The organism is Ruminococcus sp. RTP21359st1_H3_RTP21359_211015, assembly GCF_040909065.1.
Classification (GTDB): domain Bacteria; phylum Bacillota; class Clostridia; order Oscillospirales; family Ruminococcaceae; genus Hominimerdicola; species Hominimerdicola aceti.
In genome coordinates, this window is the sequence record NZ_JBDGDD010000016.1 from 17,472 (window position 1) to 37,132 (window position 19,661).

Here is a 19,661-nt window from a genome sequence, read left to right on the forward strand (position 1 = left end):
AAACAAAAAACAAATTAGTTTGAGAAAACTATTTTTGGCATAAAGATACACAAAAATACCCGATCGTGAAGAAGATAACACGAATAAGAAGGGTAAAAGCTTAAGTATATATGAAGTAAATTCATGGAGGAGGATCTATTTATGACAAGACCGTCACTTGGGATAACGGCAATGGAACTTTTTGCCTGCAATCCTTTCAGGGTGCTCGGCATAGCCGTTGACACTCCTACTGCTGATGTCACGCTCACATACAAAAAGTTGCTTGATATGGCGGCTAAAGGTGACACGGCTGATTATGAAACGCCTTATGATTTTGATTTTCTGCCGCCTTTCTCCCGTTCTGAAAAGGATCTGAAAACGGCTTATGCAAAGATCGCCAGCAACGGATACAGATGCTTCGCATTCTCTGATCCTATATTTTCGGCTTCCCTGAACATTGATGACGTTATGCTCAACCTCAGAGATATCTCATGCTATGACTGTTTCCTCAGATGTTATATGTGGCTCATCACCAATGACAGAGATTTTGAAGAGCCTGAGCTTTGGATACCACTTTGTCAGTACATAGACAAGATGATCATGTCAAGCCCTGAGCAATGGGATAAGTATTTTGACCATCGTTTTCCGCAGGATATGCTTGACGGCTCAATGTCTGCGCTGAGGTCTTTCTATGCCACATTCTGCGATATAATTCTGCTTCCTATCAAGGAAATGGTAAGAGGCTCTATGAAGTGCAGATCCGCAATGGAGATACTTAAGATCGCAAAGGTGGACGTTGACGAGGTATTCCCTGACATTGACATTCCACAGGCTAACCTGCCTAAGAGGGGCGAGCCTGCGCCGAAGCTCAAGATCGCTGTCAAGGACGGCGAGGAATACTATGATGTTACAACAGGCAAAATGGTAAACTTTGAGGGCGACGAGGATTCGGCTATCGAGAGCAACGATTTCTCTGCGGCTGCAAGCTCCATTTCTGCTGACGCTATCGTTGGCGAGGACGGTCCTGACAGCGAGCCTATACCTGACGAGCCTGAGGAAAATCCTGAGCTTAAGGTAGTTCCGCCTCCAGCTCCCGTTCAGCCTGAGCCTGTAGCAGTACAGCCTGCACCAGAGCCAGAGCCTATACCAGAGCCACAGCCTGCTCCTGCACCGACGCCTGCAGAGGACATCCAGTCTGCTCCTGTATTCAACACAAAGCCGATGGCTCAGAGAGGTATTCCCGGCGAGATAAACGCACCTATAAGAAAGAGAAAGATCTTTATTCCGGGACACGAGGGCATTTCAGGCTCTGCACCTGCAAGCCAGCCTGTTTCTGCTCATGTTCCGCCAGTTTCACAGCCTGCGCCTGCGCCAACGCCTGTTCAGACAGCACAGCCTGCACAGCAGACAGTTTCAGCACCTGTGTACAGCCAGCCTGCTCCACAGCCTGCGGCGGAAGCTCCGAAGCCTGCGGCTAAAAAACCATACAAGAAGGCGAACAAGGGACTTACTTCCCTTATCGATACAGTTGACGAGGCGATAAACGACACCTCGGACATAATCCTTACTGACGAGGCTGAGGAAGAGGAAAACCTCTACACTGACACTCTTATCAAGATGCTGAGGGCGAACCGCTCAAACAATCAGCTTATGAAGAGCGTTGACACAAAGCATATTTACGACAACGGCGACAGCCTTGGCAGACCTGAGGAAGCAGAGCTTTCTATGGACGCTATCAACATGAAGAAAATGGACAAGAGCCTGCTCAATTCTTCATATGATAACATCAGCACCAAGGAGACCGACCCTAAGAAGCTTCGTGAGGAAAAATACCGCAACATCAACATCAATGATATGCTCAATCCAACAGTAGGAAGCCAGATGCACAAAGAATATACTCCGGACGCTATCGAGGAATTTGTTAAAGCTAAAAAGCAGGAAAAGTCCGCCATAAAGGGTATTTGGAAGCTTCTTGGCGTTCTGTCGCTTTTGTTGATCATTTATCTTATACTGCTTTACACGGGGCTTATTTGATAACGATATAAAGTGTGGCAGAATATCCGCAACGTGGTGTAACGAAAAAGAATAAGTAAACAAAACGTCGGGCAAGCGGGACGTCGCATTTCTGCAAAGCAGAAATTGCATCGTTCTCCTACATATGACGTATATACGTTACTTTTACAGAATAATCAGGGGTGGGATTTCCGCCCCTTTTTTGCAATAAGGAGAAATTTTATGAAAGAATACATACTCTCTTTAGATCAGGGAACGACTTCCTCCAGAGCGGTGCTTTTTAACGCAAAGGGTGAAAAGGTTGCGAGCGTACAGAAAGAATATCCGCAGATATTTCCCGGCAACGGCTGGGTGGAGCATGACCCTATGGACATACTGGAAAGTCAGCTCAGTTCTGCTCGTGAGGTCATTGCAAAGGCTGGGATAACAGCGGAGGACGTGGCGGCTATCGGCATCGCCAACCAGCGTGAAACGACGATACTTTGGGACAAGAACACCGGCAAGCCTGTTTATAACGCTATCGTTTGGCAATGCAGGAGGACTTCCGAGGACTGCGCACGAATGGAAAGTCAGGGCTTGCAAAAGTTTTTCAAGGACAAGACAGGACTTCTTATCGACCCTTATTTCTCTGCCACAAAGATAAAGTGGATACTTGAAAATGTTGAAGGCGTAAGGGAGCGTGCGGAAAATGGGGAGATACTTTTCGGCACTGTGGATTGCTGGCTCATATGGAATCTGACAGGGGGAAGGGTACACGTTACGGACTACTCCAATGCTTCCAGGACTATGCTTTTCAACATTCACAGCCTTGAATGGGACAGGGAGATACTGGGGCTTTTGGGCATACCCAGCTGTATGCTCCCTGAGGTCAAAGAATGTTCGGGTGACTTGGGCGAAACTGAGGAGAACATTTTCGGAAGCAGGATAAAGATCGCAGGCTGTGCAGGAGATCAGCAGGCGGCACTTTTTGGGCAATGCTGTTTCCGTGAGGGAGATGTGAAAAACACCTATGGCACGGGCGGTTTTCTGCTTATGAACACGGGTGAAAAGCCTGTGGAAAGCCGTCATGGGCTGCTCACGACTATTGCCTGGGGCATAGGAGGAAAGGTGAATTATGCTCTGGAGGGGTCGGTATTCGTATCGGGTGCGGCGGTAAAATGGCTTCGTGACGAGCTTTGCATAATACGCACAGCGGCAGAAACCGAGGAGCTTGCAAGAAGCGTTGAGGACGCAGGGGGAGTTTACTTTGTGCCTGCATTCGTGGGACTTGGCGCACCATACTGGAAACCCGAAGCCAGGGGCATGATAACAGGGCTTACAAGAGGAACAAACAGATGCCACATAGTCAGGGCAACATTGGAAGCTATGTGCTATCAGACCTATGACGTTCTCAGGGCGATGGAGGAGGACGCTGGGGCTATCGGAAGCATAAAAGCTGACGGTGGTGCGGCGAGCAACGATTTCCTTATGGAATTTCAGGCTGATATATTGGGTCATTCGGTCATAAGGCCTTATAACGTGGAATCCACCGCAACAGGTGCGGCATATCTTGCAGGGCTTGGCTGTGGGCTTTGGGGCAGCATGGAAGAGCTTGTTGGCGTTTCGGATAAGTTCAGGGAGTTTATTCCGTCTATGAGCGAGAGTAAACGCAACGAGTTGATAGTAGGCTGGAAAAAAGCGGTCGAAGCGGCTATTAGGGAATAAAGATAAAAAAAATCGGGCGACCTTGGGTGGGTCGCCCTTTCTGTTATATATCTTTCATTTCATTAAGCACCTGGGCACATAGGAAAAGCGAACCGCATATAAGATTCACTCCGTGAGGATTCTCGTTTATTAGCTGACGTGCCATTTCAAGGGCAGGCTTTGGACTTTGCTCTGCCCTGCCGCCTGCGTTGGTTATGATGTTGGCAAGGTCAGAGGCAGTTTCGGCTCTGTCGCTGAAACCGTCAACTGTGTAGAATTTGTCTACATACGGTATGAGTTTCTTTACCGCCTCGGTGATGTTTTTATCCCTGCACATTCCCATAACAGCGTAGCATGGGCGTTTTGGGCAATGCTCCAATACGCCTGCCAAGGCTGACAGACCGTCGGGATTGTGTGCTCCGTCCAGTATCAAAAGCGGCTCACGGCTGAGTATCTGCACTCTGCCTTGGAGCTGGGCTTTTTTGATGCCCTCAAAAATTTTATCCTGGGGAATTTTCAGGGTATCGTTGACAAGGCGAATTCCGCTTATGACGCTCATGGCGTTCAGTACCTGATGTGCTCCGCCCATTGTGACTTCATAGGGCTGTCCCTTGAACTCAAACTTTGAGCCGAAAACGTCACAGCTTATAAGTTTGAGCTGATTGATGTCGGGGATAACGAGCTGAGAAAGACTTTTTACTGCCTGCTCTCTGACGGTGCGGATAACTTTCATATCGTTGCCTGCGCTCAAAACGCATGGACAGTGGGGTTTTATAATGCCTGCTTTCTGATAGGCTATCTTCTCCAAGGTGTCACCTAAAATGGCGGTGTGGTCGAAATCAACTGAGCCTATAACTGTTAGGACAGGGGTTTTTATAACGTTGGTGCTGTCCAAAAGTCCCCCAAGACCTGTTTCGAGGACGACTATATCACAGTTTTCCTCGGCAAAATAGAGGAAAGCTATGGCGGTGGTTATTTCAAACTGAGAGAAATTCTCACGGTCGCAGTGCATATCGGTGACGGCTTTCACACGCTTTGCCATTTTCGCAAGGGCAGGCTTGGGGATATCAATGCCGTTTATTTTTATCCTGTCGGTATAGCTTATTATATAAGGCGAGGTGAAAAGACCTGTTTTCAGCCCTGCGCACTGAAAGACCTCGCTGAACATCTGCGCCATTGAACCTTTGCCGTTCGTGCCTGCGATATGAACGAATTTAAGGCTGTCCTGCGGGTCGCCAAGGTCGGAAAGCAAGGCTTTTATTCTGGACAGGTCTTTAACGGGCTTGCCTGAATGGGAAAAGCTGTTTATAAATTCAAGCTCGTCTATGTCTTTGGTGTTTTCTATCAATTCTATCCCTACATTTCATCTATTATTTCTTTAAGCTCTCTTGCGGTGTCTATATTCACACCTGCGGTCTTTGCAAGCTCCTCTACTGTGGCTTTTTTGAGAGCTTCTTTGGTCTTATACTCGGTGATGAGTTTTGCGGCTTTTTTATCGCCTATGCCTTTGACCTTGGTTATTTCAAGTCGGTGAGCATTCTTTTTATGTTTCTGTGCCTGATAGGTTATGGCTACCCTATGGACTTCGTCCTGAATGGCGGTAACAAGATTGAACGCCGCTCTGCACTTTGCAAGGCTTATTTCTCCGCCCCCTGTGGCGACTGCTCGTGTGCGGTGCTTGGAGTCTTTCACAAGTCCGAACAATGGGCAGGTCACACCCATTCGCTCTAAGACAGGCTCAACGGCATTGACGTGGCCGTTTCCACCGTCCAGCAAGATAAGGTCGGGCATAATGGAAAAGCCCTCGTCTGTTTTCTCAAAGTAGTTTCTAAAGCGACGTTCTATGACCTCCTGCATACAGGCATAGTCATTTTGCTCTGCAACTGTTTTGATAGAAAACTTTTTATAATACTTCTTGCATGGTCTGCCGTTTTCAAAGACCACCATGCCTGCCACCATATTTGTAGAGGCGAGGTTTGATATATCGTAGCACTCGATATATTTCGGAGTCTTGGGAAGCCCCAATGCTTTGGCAAGCTCCTCAAGGGCGGTTATCTCACGGCTCGTTCTGCCGACTTTTATGGAGAGATACTCGGTGGCGTTGCTTTTGGCAAGGGTGGTAAGGCGGAGAAACTGTCCTCTTTTCGGAGTGGAGATATTCACGGCATGGTCATACTTCTGACGGAGAAATTTCTCTATTATCTCGCCGTTTGTGATATCCTCGTCAATAAGGATATCTTTCGGTATGCTGTCTTTGGAGGAATAATACTGCATGAGAAAATCTTCACGCATTTTTATGCTGTCGTCTTTTTCGCCAAGAAAATAGGAAGCCTTATCAAAAAGTCTGCCCCCACGATACATTATAACGCTGGCACAAGCCATTTCGCCATTTTGAGCAATGGCGATTATATCAGTGTCACGAATATCGTCATTAATTATCTTCTGACTTTCAGCGGCTTTCTGTATGGCTTGGATACGGTCACGAAGCTTTGCGGCAAGCTCAAAGTCAAGCTCCTCAGCGGCTTTATTCATTTCATCGGTGAGTCTTTCAACTGAATCTGACGAGCCGTTTCGGATATAGTCCACCGCCTGACGGACTATAGAATTATACTCCTCTTTTGAGAATTTTCCTGTGCAAACGCCCATGCACTGCTTTATGTGCATATTAAGGCAGGGACGCTGTTTTCTGAAATCCTGCGGGAATTTTCGGGTGCAGGTAGGGAGCATAAAGACTTTATTGGCTTCGATAACGGCTTGTTTTACTGCGAACGAGCTTGTATAGGGTCCTATATACTCTGCTCCGTCATCGTATTTTTGCAATACGGCTTGCAAACGTGGGTAGTCCTCATTTGTGACCCTGATATAGCTATAGCCCTTATCGTCTTTCAGCAGGATATTATACTTCGGGGTATACTGCTTTATAAGAGAACACTCCAGCACCAGGGCTTCAAACTCAGAGTCGGTGACGATAAAGTCATAGTCATAGACGTGGGACACCATTTTCCACACCTTTGGCAGGTGATCCTGACACTTTCTGAAATAAGATGTCACACGGTTGCGGAGATTTTTCGCCTTGCCGATATATATTATTTTCTTCATTTTGTCTTTCATTATATAACAGCCCGGCGAGGTGGTGAGCTTTGAAGTTTTATCACGCAGAAATGGCAGGCGTGGGTTGTCTTCATCTGTAATGTACATAAATTCTCCTAACTGAAACTAAAAGCAAAGGCAATACGAGTTGTCCGTATTGCCTTGCTATTATCTCTTACCAATACATAAATACAGGAGTACCCATATCTATTTTTTCATAAACGTATTTTGCTTTATCTAAAGGCATATTTATACAGCCGTGTGAGCCCCATGTGCTTGACTTATAACGCTCACCGCCAAAGTTGCCGTTCTGCCATGATGCGTCGTGAAGTCCTATGCCTATGGTGGAAACGTTGTTCCAATAGTCAACATATGAGGCATAAGACTGTCCGTCTGCTGAGCCTCTGAGGGTCTTGCCCTTTTCCTTATACCAAAGCTTATAAACACCGCCAGGGGTATTTCTTGACTTGCTTGGATAGCCCGAAACTATATCAGACTCCATTGTGAGCTTGCCGTCTTTATAATACCACAAATGCTGTGCGGTAAGGTCTACCTCGATATAAGTGTTGCCGTAATCCTTATCGGCTGTACGCCAATCCTTATTGCAGGTATACTCATAGGCTGAGTCAGGGTTTACATAGTAGACAGGCTCAGTTTCGGCAGACTCGCCCTTTTCAACAAGGTCTACGATAAGATCGCAGGTCTTTTGCTGGTCTATCCACCAGCCGTAACAGCCCTGGCCCTCGGGAATAGTGATAGTTCCACGCTTTGTGGTCTTGAACTCTCTGTCCTTGCCATAGGTATCATACTTATCTGCAAGGTCTTCAACATATGCCATTGCCTTATCTTCATCAACTGTATAGCCGGCTTCGGCGTTATCCTCGTCAAAGGTTATCCAATCCATGATAGTATCACCCGTGAGAGTTTCCGTGGTGTAGATAAAATCAAATGTTATTTCGATATCGTTAAGGTTATTGAGCTTCTTGCAGGTCTCTTCAAGCATATCCGCTGTTATGGCAGGCTTTTTATAGCAATCTGCCTTTGAGATATCAACGTCAAAGCTACCGTCGTCAATCTGATTTTCCACATAGGAATAAAGCTCGTCTATCTTATCCTCCTCCACAGCGTCGCCCGTGGTTTCTTTTACCACAACATAGCTGTTATCGTCGCCTTTTTTGATATATGCGTCCTCAGGATCTTTTGTGCTTTGGGAGTCAAGCACCTTTCTTTTCAGCACCTTTTCAAGCTTAGCCTTATCGTACTTGAACTTAGAATCAAAGCTGAAATCCGTACGCTTCATGGCAGAAGAGAACCATGAATAGTGGTTTTGCTGAGTATAATACTGTGTGATAAGGTTTTGAGTATTATCGTTATAGCCTATTTCAGACAGCTTTATGGAAAATGTTGTGCCGTCTTTCTTTGTAACGGTGATGGCTTTTGGGATAACAGCCTGCTCGCTTACTAGCTTATAGGCTTCCGCCTTGGTCTTTCCGCTGACCTCGATGCCGTTTATATATGTATTTCCAAGAAATCTATCCTTATACGAATTCATGCCCCACAGATAGAAGCCGCCTGCTGCGACTATCATAACACCAACAACTGAGCATATTGCTATTGCGACAGTCTTTCCTGACGAGGACTTCTTTTTCTTCTTTTTTCCATTCTTTGAGCCGCTCTTTGAAGTTTGCTTTGATGCAGGCTTTGCATTTTTACTGCGTGTTTCAGTTGTTTTGGGCTTTTTAGGCTTGATAGTTTCCTCGCCAAAGTCTGAAACTCCTCTTACGGGAGTGATAGGCTCGTCAAAGCCGCCGTCCTGCATTGCCATATTTTTAGCGATCATTCTTGCCATATCCTCATGGCTCATAGGGCGGTTCTGCGCCTGCGGCTTTGCGGCTTCATCGCTGTCGAGGGTAAGACCTTTCATATCAAGATCTATACCAAGCTCATTATCCTTTCTTTCTCTATCGTTCATAATATTACCTTTCCTTATATAACCTTATTATAATATACTCGTTTTACATTTATTTTACCCTATTATACAACACTATCACCTTTTTTTCAAGGAGTATTTCCTACAATATAAAGACAATTTTATGACGATTTCTCAACAGTTTTCATACAGTTGTATAAAAATGCAGTTTTCAAAATGTTATCCTGCATATTTTTTCTGCGGCAAGGAATTTTTTTTGCAAAACCTCTTGAAAAAGATCACAATAAGTATTATAATATATGTGGTAAAGGTTCGCTTGCCGAGCCGATCATTAATTTAAGAAAGAAGGATCTGTATGTTAGATATCAAGATCGAACGTACCACTACTCCAAAGGAAAAACCAGCTGACGAAACAAAGCTTGGTTTCGGTCACATTTTTACTGACCATATGTTTGTTATGAATTATGACGCAGGTCAGGGTTGGCATGACGCTAGGATCGTGCCTTACGGCGACCTTTCACTCTCCCCTGCTGCTATGTGCCTGCACTACGGTCAGGAGATATTTGAAGGCCTTAAGGCTTATCGTACTGCTGACGGCTCTGTTCAGCTTTTCAGACCGCAGGAGAACTTCAAGAGAATGAACAACTCTGCTGAGAGAATGGTAATTCCTAAGATAAACGAAGAGGATATGCTCTACGCTCTGAAAACTCTTGTTAAAATGGAGCAGGACTGGGTACCTCACACTGAGGGCGCTTCCCTTTACATCAGACCATTTATCATCGCAGTTGACCCATATGTAGGTGTTAAGCCTGCTGACCACTATCTGTTCATCATTATTCTTTCACCTTCAGGCGCTTACTATTCAACCGGTCTTAACCCTGTTAAGATCTATGTTGAGAACAAGTATGTAAGAGCCGTAAGAGGCGGTACAGGCTTTGCTAAGACAGCCGCTAACTACGCTATCTCGCTTGCGGGTCAGGAAGAAGCTCACGAGCAGGATTACGAGCAGGTACTTTGGCTTGATGGTGTTGAGAGAAAGTATGTTGAGGAAGTTGGCTCAATGAACATCTTCTTCGTTATTGACGGCGAAGTTGTTACACCACAGCTTCTTGGCTCTGTTCTCCCTGGCATCACAAGAAAGTCTGCTATCGAGATATGCAAGAAGAAGGGCTACAAGGTAAGCGAGAGAAAGATCTCTATTGAGGAGATCGCTGAGGCTTACGACAACGGCAAGCTTGACGAGGTATTCGGCACAGGTACTGCTGCTGTTATCTCACCTGTTGGTCATCTTAAGTGGGGCGACAAGGTAATGGAGATAAACAACAACAAGATCGGCCCTGTTTCACAGATGCTTTATGATACAATGACAGGCATTCAGTGGGGCAAGATACCAGACGAGTTTGGCTGGATCGTTAAGATCGACTAATATCGTGAATAATCAATGCGGTCTGTGCTTCGGTATAGACCGCATTTTTCATAGGAGTGATAAAAATGGAGCTGCAGCAGATAATAGACAAGTCACACAGGATAGTATTTTTCGGAGGAGCAGGGGTATCAACAGAGAGCGGCATACCTGATTTTCGGTCGGTGGACGGACTTTACAATCAGAAATATGATTATCCCCCTGAGCAGATACTCAGCCACACGTTTTTTATGCGGCACACAAAGGCGTTTTATGATTTTTACCGTGACAAAATGCTTTGTCTGACGGCAAAGCCTAACAAGGCTCATTACAAGCTGGCGGAAATGGAGAGGGCAGGCATACTTTCTTCAGTTATCACGCAGAATATTGACGGACTTCACACGGCGGCAGGCAGCAAAAAGGTGCTGGAGCTTCACGGAAGCGTACACCGCAACTACTGCATGGACTGCGGAAAATTCTACACTGCGGAGGATATTTTAAACAGCACAGGAATTCCGAAATGCACCTGCGGCGGAACGATCAAGCCTGATGTTGTGCTTTATGAGGAGGGGCTTGATGATAAAACTGTTACGGAGGCGGTGAGAGAGATATCTCAGTGCGACACGCTTATTATTGCAGGCACTTCTCTGACAGTTTATCCTGCGGCAGGAATGGTGAGATATTTTCAGGGGGATAATCTTGTGCTGATAAATCGGGACAAGACTTCCATGGACGGCTCCTGCGACCTTGTTATCCATGACAAGGTAGGGGAAACGTTGGATAAGATAGTGATAAAGTAAAGATAAACAACGTGATAACAGGGTGAAATAACAAACGGGCGAACGCTGTTCGCCCCTACAGATGTGGATAGCCACATTTGCAGGGTGCAGTGTTCACCCGTGTTTTTTTTATGCTATTTTATTCGTCCATATGCTGTGCGGTATAAAGCTTATAATATTCGCCTTTCTTTGCGATAAGCTGGTCATGAGTGCCGCACTCGGCAATGCCTTTGTTATCGATATACATTATCTTATCGCAGTTTTTGATAGTGGAAAGTCTATGTGCGATAATAAATGAAGTTCTGCCAACAAGAAGTCTTTGAAGTCCCTGCTGAAGGAGCTTTTCTGTTCGTGCGTCTATTGATGAAGTTGCTTCGTCAAGGACAAGTATTTTCGGGTCGGAGAGGAGCGTTCTTGCAAAGGAGATAAGCTGTTTCTGTCCGCCTGAAAGCTTTGAGCCACGCTCGTTGACCTCGGTCATATAGCCGTCTTTCATTTCGCTTATGAACTCGTCTGCGCAGACTATCTTTGCGGCTTCTCTTATTTCTTCTTCCGTTGCGTCAAGTCTGCCGTAGCGGATATTATCGTAAATAGTGCCGCTGAAAATAAAGCTGTCCTGAAGCATTATGCCCATTTGTGAGCGGAGGGAATGCAAAGTCGCCTGACTTATATCCTTGCCGTCTATGGTTATTTTACCGCTGTCAAGGTCATAAAATCTTGACAGGAGAGAAACTACTGTAGATTTTCCTGCGCCTGTTGGTCCAACGAGGGCAACGCTTTCGCCCGGCTTAACGTCAAAGGAGATATGCTCCAAAACTGTTTTGCCCTGCTCATAGCTGAATGTAACGTCATCAAATTTTACCTCGCCTGTGATATCACCGATATCCTGAGCGTTCGGCTTGTCTGCGATAGTGGCAGGCTCGTCAAGGGTCTCAAAGATACGCTCAAGGTAGGCGATATTGTTGATGAAGTTATTGAAGATGTTTGACAGGTTCATGATAGGCTGCCAGAAGCTTGAAGCATAGCTTGTCATGGCAACGATAGTTCCAAGGCTCACTGCCGCAGGGGTCAGAACCAGCAGACCCACCACGAATATTGCGGCTCTCACAAGGGTAGAAACGTTGTCGGTAGCAGGCCAAACAAGGTTAGAATATTTCACGGCGTTTATCCAGCTTTTACGATATTTCTCGGAAAGTCTGTCGAATATCTGGGCGTTTTCTTCCTCACGGGTGAATATCTGGGTCACTCTTGCGCCTGTGATGTTTTCCTGCAAATAGGCGTTAAGGTTTGAGGATTTGTTTGAAACGTCCTGCCATGCTTTACGCTGTCTTTTCTTTATCATCATCATTATGACTGCAAATATCGGCAGACCCGAAAGCACCACCAATGACAGCTTCACATTCACAAAGAACATGAAAATCATGATGAAAAGCATATTAAGGCACTCGAGTATAACATTGATGATACCGTTTGAGAGCATATCCGACACGGAGTTTACATAGTTTACAACTCTGATGAGGATCTTGCCGTGTGGGCGGTTATCGTAATACTCAAATGGAAGCTCCTGCAAATGCTTGAAAAGGTCGGTACGGATATCGAAGATTATATCCTGACCAACAACTGTCATTATCCTTGAACGGATAGTGGAGAATGTTATTGACACGGCTATAGTGCCGACAAATGCGAGGGTTAGCAGGACGAGCTGTCCCATATTTTTCTGCGGTATGGTATTATCAAGTGCATACTGGGTGATGAGCGGTCCGAGAAGTCCTGATATTGCGGCGAACACGCTGAGCATAAGGGCGGTTATCATTTTGCCCTTATATTTTTTGATATACACAAAGGAGCGTTTCAGGTGGGCGAAGTCGAATGGGGTTTCAAGGACTTCGTCAACGTCATAACGGTTTCTTGCCATTTAGACCGCCTCCTTTCCGAAGCCATCGTTCTGCAGCTTGAACACCTCGTAATAGTATCCCTTTTTGGCGATAAGCTCATCATGAGTACCCATTTCGGTTATCTTGCCGTCATCGAGGATTATTATCACGTCGGCGTCCTTTGTGGAGGAGATACGCTGGGCTATTATTATCTTTGTGCATGGGAAATCGAGGTTTCTAAGGCTGTCCTGAATATACTTTTCTGTTTCCATATCCACGGCGGAGGTGGTATCGTCAAGGATAAGAATGGCAGGCTTTATGGCTAAGGCTCTTGCAAGGGAAAGTCTTTGCTTCTGTCCGCCTGAAAGACCTACGCCACGCTCGCCCACGATAGTTTCATAGCCGTCAGGCATTTTCTCAACGAATTCGTTTGCCGCCGCAAGCTTTGCATAGTGCTTAACGTCCTCTTCGGACATATCAGAGTCGCCGTATGCGATATTGCCGTCTATGGTATCAGAGAAAAGCAGGACGTCCTGCGTTGCCATACCTATTTGTGAGCGGAGCTGTGAGAGCTTACGCTTTCTTACATTCACACCGTCAACGAGGACTTCTCCTGAGTTGGTATCATAAAATCTTGGTATTAGGTTTATAAGCGAGGTCTTGCCTGAACCTGTTTCGCCCATTATGGCAACTGTCTGGCCTGCTTTTATCTTAAAGTTCACGTTGTCAAGGACTATATGCTTGCCAAACTTAAAGGTAACGTCCTTGAACTCGACATCTCCGTGAAGTCTTTCTGTCTGGTCAACTGCGTCTTCACGGTCGGTGATGATAGGTCTTGCATAGTATATCTCGATGACCTTCATTGCGGAAGCCATGAACCTTTGCATATCGTTCACATAGATACCAAGGTTTCTAACAGGGTTTGCGATGCCCCAGATAAGTCCTGAAATAGCAACATACTCGCCCATTGTTATTTCCCCTTTTATAAGGAAAAATCCACCGCCAAGGAGCATTACAACTGACAAGGCGTTTGCGAAAGCTTCCATATAAGGGAAGAATTTAAGCCACAGCAGTGACGCTTTTTTGTTGGCATCAGAATACTCTTTATTGGCTTTTTGGAACTTTTCTATTTCATAGTCCTCACGGGCGAAGGCTTTTACAACTCTGTTGCCTGAGATGTTCTCCTGAGCGTCTGTATTCATTTGGGACAGCTTCTCACGGAGGTCAACGTAGACCGGCTTTGCCTTTTTATCAAGAAGCACCACCACGCCGAATATGAACGGTGTAACAGCCAGCAGAAGAAGTGCCATTTTCCAGCTTACCATAAAGAAATAAACTGATGAGGCTATAAACAGCGAACATGATTCAAGCATACCTTTAAAAACGAATGCCACTGCATGACGCACCATATCAAGGTCGCCTGTGAGCCTTGTCATAAGGTCGCCTGTTCGGTTGCGGTCATAAAACTCCATATCCTGATTTTCGATACGTCTGAAAAGGTGTGCCCTTATTCTGTATATCATGCCCTGAGATGATAATTCATAGGTCATGTTGCAGGTGTACTGACAGATAGTTCTAATCAAGGTGAATCCCACCATGCCTGCAAGCAGCAACCAGAACAGCTTTCTTTCATGCTCAAGATTAAAAAGTGCGTCCTTGCTTGAAAGAAACTTATCCACAAGCTCTTTGCTGAAATAAGGTGTGGTAAGATACAAGGCGTTGCATACGATAGTCAGCACAAGGGCTGTTACATAGAATTTTCGGTAGCCTTTCAGGTTGTGCCATATCCATTGAAGCTGGAACATATTCTTTCACTCTCCTTTTATTCTTCTAAACTTCATGCTCTCATAGGCACATATAAAAATATGAAACCCATACTCTTTTAAGCTATGGGATATTATAAGCCCTTTTCAAAATAAAGTCAAGGGGGTAAAAGCATTTAGTTTACATAAAGCAAGCTAAAAAATCAACGAAAACGCGAAGCTTTTGTTGTGCTTTTTCACAAATTATGAATATGTTGTTATCTAATGATAGTCATATTTAGAATAAAACGTTTTCTTTGACTGTTATATTATATTAAACTAAGTTTTCGTATAACAAAATATTCGCCCTGAGATAACAGAGCGGATAGAGAATATTTTTGTATGCAATAATATGCGAGCGAAAAAGTCACTCTTACGGGTTTATTTAATCCTGAAAAACGTCGGTGAAGTAGCCTGCGTTGGAGATAGGTTCATTGCCGCCTGCAAGGTGCTTTGTACAGCCCATGACGTGGCATCTGAAAAAGCCATAGTCGCCCTCACGCTCCTCACAGCCGAGGACCGTCACAGAGGTAGGCTGCATATTGAAGCCGTGCCACATATTCATGGTGGAAATGCCAAGGATATGTCCTATCATCACCATTGATACGGCGAAGTGACAGAAGAACACAAGGGTTTCATCGCTGTGCTTTTCAATGCGGAACATACCGTTCTCGTGGATATAACCATGGTCGGCAAGAAGCTTATCAATACCCTCATGCACCCATTTAAGCTGTTCTTCGACATTGCCTGTTTGCATATAATCGGACTTGAACCACTTATTGCGGTCATAGTATATCTCTTTATCCGCCCACTCGGTGGGGTACATATCCCATGGGATACGATGTCCTCCATCAGAGGTGGGTATTATGCCGTTAAATTCTCTCAGCCATGGGAGAGTTTCCGCTGTATCCCCACGAAGCTTCAGGGAATATTCCGCTGTGAGCTGCGCTCTGCCAAGGGGAGAAACATAGAACTTTGAAACGTCCCAATTCTTTACACGCTGTGCAAGAAGCTCTGCTTCACGCTTGCCCTTTTCTGTAAGGGTATCATGAACGTAATCGGGGTCGCCGTGTCTGATAAAAATAAGCCGCATAAAAATACCTCCTATTTAATCTGCCATTGGTTTTATTTCAGCGTTATATGCTCTTCTCAGGAAGAAAAGTGACGCCAATATGGAGAATACCTCGGCGATAGGGAAAGCCCACCAAATAGCGTCAAGCTTGCCTGTAAGGGAAAGAAGATACGCCACAGGAAGAAGCACAACAAGCTGTCTTGTAAATGAAACGAGCATAGAGGAAAGTCCCCTGCCGAGAGCCTGCAATGATGAGATTATGATTATATCAAAGCCTGCGAAGAAGAAGTGTGTGCTGATTATACGCAGGGCTGTTACGCCTATGCTTAGCATATTATCGCTTGCATCAAAGAGTTTCAGAAGCTGTGCAGGGAAAATCTGCATTATGATAGTGCCAACTATCATGATAGACACAGAATATATCATGGCGTATTTTATTGCACCTGTGATACGCTTTTTCTTTCTTGCACCATAGTTATAGGCAACGATAGGGATAAGACCATTATTAAGTCCGAAAACAGGCATGAAAACGAAGCTCTGAAGCTTGAAATACACACCGAAAACTGCGGCGGCGGTGTTTGAGAAGCCGATAAGTATTTTATTCATGCCGTATGTCATGATAGAAGAAATAGACTGCATTATGATGGACGGCAGACCGACAGCGTAGATCTTCTTGATTATTTTTGCCTGCGGTCTATACTTCACAAGGTTTATGGTTATCTCTTTGTTGAACTTCATATTGAAGAAAAGTCCGAAGGCTGCAGCGGTGAACTGACCGATACAGGTAGCCACAGCCGCACCTGTTACGCCCCACTTAGGGAAGAAGCCCACGCCAAAGATAAAGCAAGGGTCGAGGATAATATTTATCACTGCGCCTATTCCCTGAGTATACATTGAATAGATAGTTTTACCTGTTGCCTGCAATAGTTTTTCCATAGTCATCTGACAGAAAAGACCGATACTTAGCAGGGTGATGATGGTTAGGTACTGGTCGCCATATTCGATAATTATTTTGTTTGAGGTTTGTGAACGATAGAAGATCTCGGTGAAAAATGCACCGAAAACCACGAAGATAACGAAGTTCACAAGGCAGAGGAAAATGCCGTTATTGGCGGCGCTGTTAGCCTGCTTGAAGTTCTTTTCACCAAGTGATTTTGAAAGCAGTGCGTTGATACCGACACCAGTGCCTGCACCGAGGGCTATCATAAGATTTTGCACAGGGAAAGCCAGTGACACGGCAGTGAGTGCGTCCTCGCTTATTTTGGCAACGAATATGCTGTCGACGATATTATAGAGAGCCTGCACGAGCATGGATATCATGATCGGCAGGGACATTTTGAACAGCAGCTCGCCTATGGGCTGCGTTCCCATTTTATTTTCTCTTACTTCTTCCATTTTACGATTCCCACCTTAGAGTTACTTTTTCTTAGAATATATACTTTAACCTTTTTATTATAGCATTTTTATACGAAAGTTGTATGAATTATTTGTTAAATCAGCACAAATCGGGTGGTGTCCTCTATGATTCAGAATTTATGCAAGTTCTGAGCACGGGCGAACGATGTTCGCCCCTACCGATGTTTGTGGGGTTATCAAGGGTTGTGAGATAAACAATAATGCGAAATGTCAAGGGGGTGGGCTGTCGAGGGCGCCAGCCCGTACAATTCTGAAATTACGGCAAGTCCTGAGCACGGGCGAACGCTGTTCGCCCCTACCGATGTTTGTGGGATTATCAAGGGTTGTGAGATAAACAATAATGCGAAATGTCAAAGGGGGGTGGGCTGTCGAGGGCGCCAGCCCCTACATTTGATTGCTATGGTTTGTTATGCCGCAAAATCGCTACGCTCGGTGCTTTATTTTACTTTATGCTTGCAATTTACTTTGGTCTGCTATGCTCATTCCTCATTCCTCACTCCTCATTCCTCACTCCTCACTCCTCATTCCTCACTCCTCACTTAAATCGCTTTACCGCTTGACGAAACCACTGTAAAGTAGTATAATATAAGAAATGCTGCTTATGCAAATTCTTTTACGGAGGTCCTTTATATGGAGAAAAAACCGTTTTATATCACTACCCCGATATATTACCCTTCCGGTAATCCTCATATCGGTCACTGCTACACCACTGTTGCCTGCGATTCTATCGCCAGATACAGACGTATGCAGGGCTATGATGTCATGTTCCTCACAGGCACTGACGAGCATGGTCTGAAAATCGAACAGAAGGCTGCTGAAAAGGGTGTTACACCTAAGGAATATGTTGATGAGGTAGTCAAGACTTTCAAAAAGCTTTGGAGCTACATGAACATCAGCTATGACAGATACATCAGAACTACTGACGATTATCACATTGAAACTGTTCAAAAGATCTTCAAGGCTCTTTATGACAAGGGCTACATTTACAAGGGCGAATACAAGGGCAAATACTGCACGCCTTGTGAGAGCTTCTGGACTGAGTCACAGCTTGACGAGAACGGCTGTTGTCCTGAGTGTCACAGAGAGGTAACAGAGGCTAAGGAGGAGGCTTACTTCTTCAAGATGTCACCATTTGCTGAGAGGATAGAGAAGCTTCTCACTGAGACAGATTATCTCCAGCCAAAGACAAGAGCCACTGAACTTGTAAACAACTTTATCAAGCCCGGTCTTGAGGATCTTTGTGTATCGAGAACTACTTTCAAGTGGGGTATTCCTGTTACATTTGATGACAAGCACGTTGTTTACGTTTGGATAGACGCACTTTCTAACTATATTTCTGCACTTGGTTTCTGGAACGAGCAGTACAATGATTTTGACAAGTTCTGGCCTGCTGACGTTCACATGGTAGCAAAGGATATCATGAGATTCCACGCTATCGTTTGGCCTGCAATGCTTATGGCACTTGATCTTCCACTGCCTAAGCATCTTGCTGTACACGGCTGGATAACATTCAACGGACAGAAGATGTCCAAGTCTTTGGGCAACGTTGTTGACCCGTTTATTCTTGGTGAGAGATATGGTGCTGACGCTATCAGATACCACATTCTTCGTGAAATGGCTTTAGGTGCAGACAGCTCATTCTCAAACGAGATAATGATAAACAGAATAAACTCTGACCTTGCAAATGGTCTTGGCAATCTTGTTTCAAGAACTGTAGCTATGGCTGACAAATATTTTGGCGGCACGCTTCCTGCTGACAGAGAGGCTGGCGATTTTGACGCTGAGCTTATTGCTGAGGCTGAGGAGCTTAGAGCAAAAGTCGACGAGTTCATGGACAAGACTCAGATAAACAATGCTTTGGCTGAGATATTCAAGGTAGTATCCAGGGCTAACAAGTACATTGACGAGACAGCTCCATGGGTACTTGGCAAGGACGAGAGCAAAAAGGCAAGACTTGCGACAGTTCTTTACAATCTGCTTGAAACTATCAGGATAGTATCAACGCTTCTCAGCAACTTTATGCCTACAACAATGCCAAAGGTATGGGAGCAGATAGGTGCGGCTGAGAGCGACATCACATACGAGAACGCTGGCAAGTTTGGTGTACTTCCTGCTGACGTTACAGTTCACAGGGGTGAGATCATCTTCCCAAGAATTGACGTTGACAAGGAGATAGAGGAGCTTAACAAGATAATAGGCAGCAATGCAGAGCCTGAGGAAAAGGCTGACGATGGATTTGAGCCTGCGCCTATAGCTGACGAGATAACCATAGATGATTTTGCAAAGGTAGATCTGAGAGTTGCTCTTGTTAAGGACTGCGAGAAGGTAAAGAAATCCAAGAAGCTTCTTTGCTTACAGCTTGACGATGGTTTTGGCGGCAGGCAGGTAGTATCGGGCATTGCGGCATGGTACAAGCCTGAAGATCTTATTGGCAAGAAGGTAGTTATTGTAGCCAATCTGAAGCCTGTGAAGCTTTGCGGAGTTGAGTCAAACGGCATGATATGTGCGGCTGACACACCTGACGGTGCGGCAAGCGTTATTTTCCCGGATCAGGACTTGCCATGCGGAGCTAAGCTTAGATAAAAAATTTATAAAAAACAAGGAGCGGATTTCCGCTCCTT

Annotated in this window: 12 protein-coding genes; 5 read left to right on the forward strand and 7 right to left on the reverse strand. The window is 45.2% G+C overall.

From position 1 onward, the window contains the following. The first annotated feature begins 141 nt into the window (after window positions 1-141). Both AB5Z01_RS08095 and glpK read left to right on the forward strand, forming a co-directional pair. Complete coding sequence (locus AB5Z01_RS08095; protein WP_287216085.1) at window positions 142-2,013, forward strand: hypothetical protein; 1,872 nt, start codon at window positions 142-144, stop codon at window positions 2,011-2,013. Between the two features lie 201 nt (window positions 2,014-2,214). Further along, window positions 2,215-3,696: a glycerol kinase GlpK gene (glpK, locus tag AB5Z01_RS08100; RefSeq protein ID WP_287216087.1), complete on the forward strand. Its 1,482-nt coding sequence runs from the start codon at window positions 2,215-2,217 to the stop codon at window positions 3,694-3,696. A gap of 43 nt (window positions 3,697-3,739) precedes the next feature. On the opposite strand, the gene AB5Z01_RS08105 is transcribed toward glpK, so the two are convergent. The 3 genes from AB5Z01_RS08105 to AB5Z01_RS08115 all read right to left on the reverse strand — a co-directional run bounded on the left by AB5Z01_RS08105 (window position 3,740) and on the right by AB5Z01_RS08115 (window position 8,737). Next, a complete protein-coding gene (locus AB5Z01_RS08105; RefSeq protein ID WP_287216089.1) occupies window positions 3,740-5,023 on the reverse strand; it encodes a folylpolyglutamate synthase/dihydrofolate synthase family protein in 1,284 nt (427 codons plus the stop codon). Between the two features lie 8 nt (window positions 5,024-5,031). After that, window positions 5,032-6,873 carry an excinuclease ABC subunit UvrC gene (gene uvrC / locus AB5Z01_RS08110; RefSeq protein WP_287216090.1) on the reverse strand — a complete coding sequence of 614 codons (1,842 nt, stop codon included), beginning with the start codon at window positions 6,871-6,873 and terminating at the stop codon, window positions 5,032-5,034. Window positions 6,874-6,940: 67 nt separating this feature from the next. Next, window positions 6,941-8,737 carry a L,D-transpeptidase family protein gene (locus AB5Z01_RS08115; RefSeq protein WP_287216093.1) on the reverse strand — a complete coding sequence of 599 codons (1,797 nt, stop codon included), beginning with the start codon at window positions 8,735-8,737 and terminating at the stop codon, window positions 6,941-6,943. A gap of 313 nt (window positions 8,738-9,050) precedes the next feature. Between AB5Z01_RS08115 and AB5Z01_RS08120 the strand changes: the two genes are divergently transcribed. Together AB5Z01_RS08120 and AB5Z01_RS08125 are read left to right on the forward strand one after the other, a co-directional pair. Continuing rightward, the gene (locus AB5Z01_RS08120) at window positions 9,051-10,121 is read left to right on the forward strand and encodes a branched-chain amino acid aminotransferase (protein WP_022287915.1); all 1,071 of its coding nucleotides are present in this window, start codon (window positions 9,051-9,053) and stop codon (window positions 10,119-10,121) included. 65 nt (window positions 10,122-10,186) lie between these two features. Then, window positions 10,187-10,897, forward strand: a complete 711-nt coding sequence (locus AB5Z01_RS08125) for an NAD-dependent protein deacylase (RefSeq protein ID WP_278460646.1) — start codon at window positions 10,187-10,189, stop codon at window positions 10,895-10,897. Window positions 10,898-11,015: 118 nt separating this feature from the next. Here AB5Z01_RS08125 and AB5Z01_RS08130 read toward each other — a convergent pair whose 3' ends face one another. The 4 genes from AB5Z01_RS08130 to AB5Z01_RS08145 form a co-directional block, all read right to left on the reverse strand. Further along, entirely contained in the window at window positions 11,016-12,791 is a 1,776-nt protein-coding gene (locus tag AB5Z01_RS08130) for an ABC transporter ATP-binding protein (protein ID WP_195221008.1), read from the reverse strand. Next, window positions 12,792-14,555, reverse strand: coding sequence for an ABC transporter ATP-binding protein (locus tag AB5Z01_RS08135; protein WP_287216096.1), 1,764 nt, complete (start codon window positions 14,553-14,555; stop codon window positions 12,792-12,794). 382 nt (window positions 14,556-14,937) lie between these two features. Next, the gene (locus tag AB5Z01_RS08140) at window positions 14,938-15,645 is read right to left on the reverse strand and encodes a histidine phosphatase family protein (protein WP_287216098.1); all 708 of its coding nucleotides are present in this window, start codon (window positions 15,643-15,645) and stop codon (window positions 14,938-14,940) included. Window positions 15,646-15,660: 15 nt separating this feature from the next. Next, on the reverse strand, window positions 15,661-17,019 hold the full coding sequence (locus AB5Z01_RS08145; RefSeq protein ID WP_287216100.1) for an MATE family efflux transporter: 1,359 nt from the start codon (window positions 17,017-17,019) through the stop codon (window positions 15,661-15,663). A 651-nt stretch (window positions 17,020-17,670) separates the two neighbouring features. On the opposite strand from AB5Z01_RS08145, the gene metG reads away from it, so the two are divergent. Then, window positions 17,671-19,623: a methionine--tRNA ligase gene (gene metG, locus AB5Z01_RS08150; protein WP_117923936.1), complete on the forward strand. Its 1,953-nt coding sequence runs from the start codon at window positions 17,671-17,673 to the stop codon at window positions 19,621-19,623. Window positions 19,624-19,661 lie beyond the last annotated feature (38 nt).

Excerpts from the sequence above, each read along its gene's own strand:
- AB5Z01_RS08125 (WP_278460646.1), top strand. The coding sequence starts at position 10,187 with ATGGAGCTGCAGCAGATAATAGACAAGTCACACAGGATAGTATTTTTC.
- uvrC (WP_287216090.1), bottom strand. The coding sequence starts at position 6,873 with ATGTACATTACAGATGAAGACAACCCACGCCTGCCATTTCTGCGTGAT.
- AB5Z01_RS08130 (WP_195221008.1), bottom strand. The coding sequence starts at position 12,791 with ATGGCAAGAAACCGTTATGACGTTGACGAAGTCCTTGAAACCCCATTC.
- AB5Z01_RS08140 (WP_287216098.1), bottom strand. The coding sequence starts at position 15,645 with ATGCGGCTTATTTTTATCAGACACGGCGACCCCGATTACGTTCATGAT.
- AB5Z01_RS08095 (WP_287216085.1), top strand. The coding sequence starts at position 142 with ATGACAAGACCGTCACTTGGGATAACGGCAATGGAACTTTTTGCCTGC.
- AB5Z01_RS08135 (WP_287216096.1), bottom strand. The coding sequence starts at position 14,555 with ATGTTCCAGCTTCAATGGATATGGCACAACCTGAAAGGCTACCGAAAA.
- metG (WP_117923936.1), top strand. The coding sequence starts at position 17,671 with ATGGAGAAAAAACCGTTTTATATCACTACCCCGATATATTACCCTTCC.
- AB5Z01_RS08145 (WP_287216100.1), bottom strand. The coding sequence starts at position 17,019 with ATGGAAGAAGTAAGAGAAAATAAAATGGGAACGCAGCCCATAGGCGAG.
- AB5Z01_RS08120 (WP_022287915.1), top strand. The coding sequence starts at position 9,051 with ATGTTAGATATCAAGATCGAACGTACCACTACTCCAAAGGAAAAACCA.
- AB5Z01_RS08115 (WP_287216093.1), bottom strand. The coding sequence starts at position 8,737 with ATGAACGATAGAGAAAGAAAGGATAATGAGCTTGGTATAGATCTTGAT.
- glpK (WP_287216087.1), top strand. The coding sequence starts at position 2,215 with ATGAAAGAATACATACTCTCTTTAGATCAGGGAACGACTTCCTCCAGA.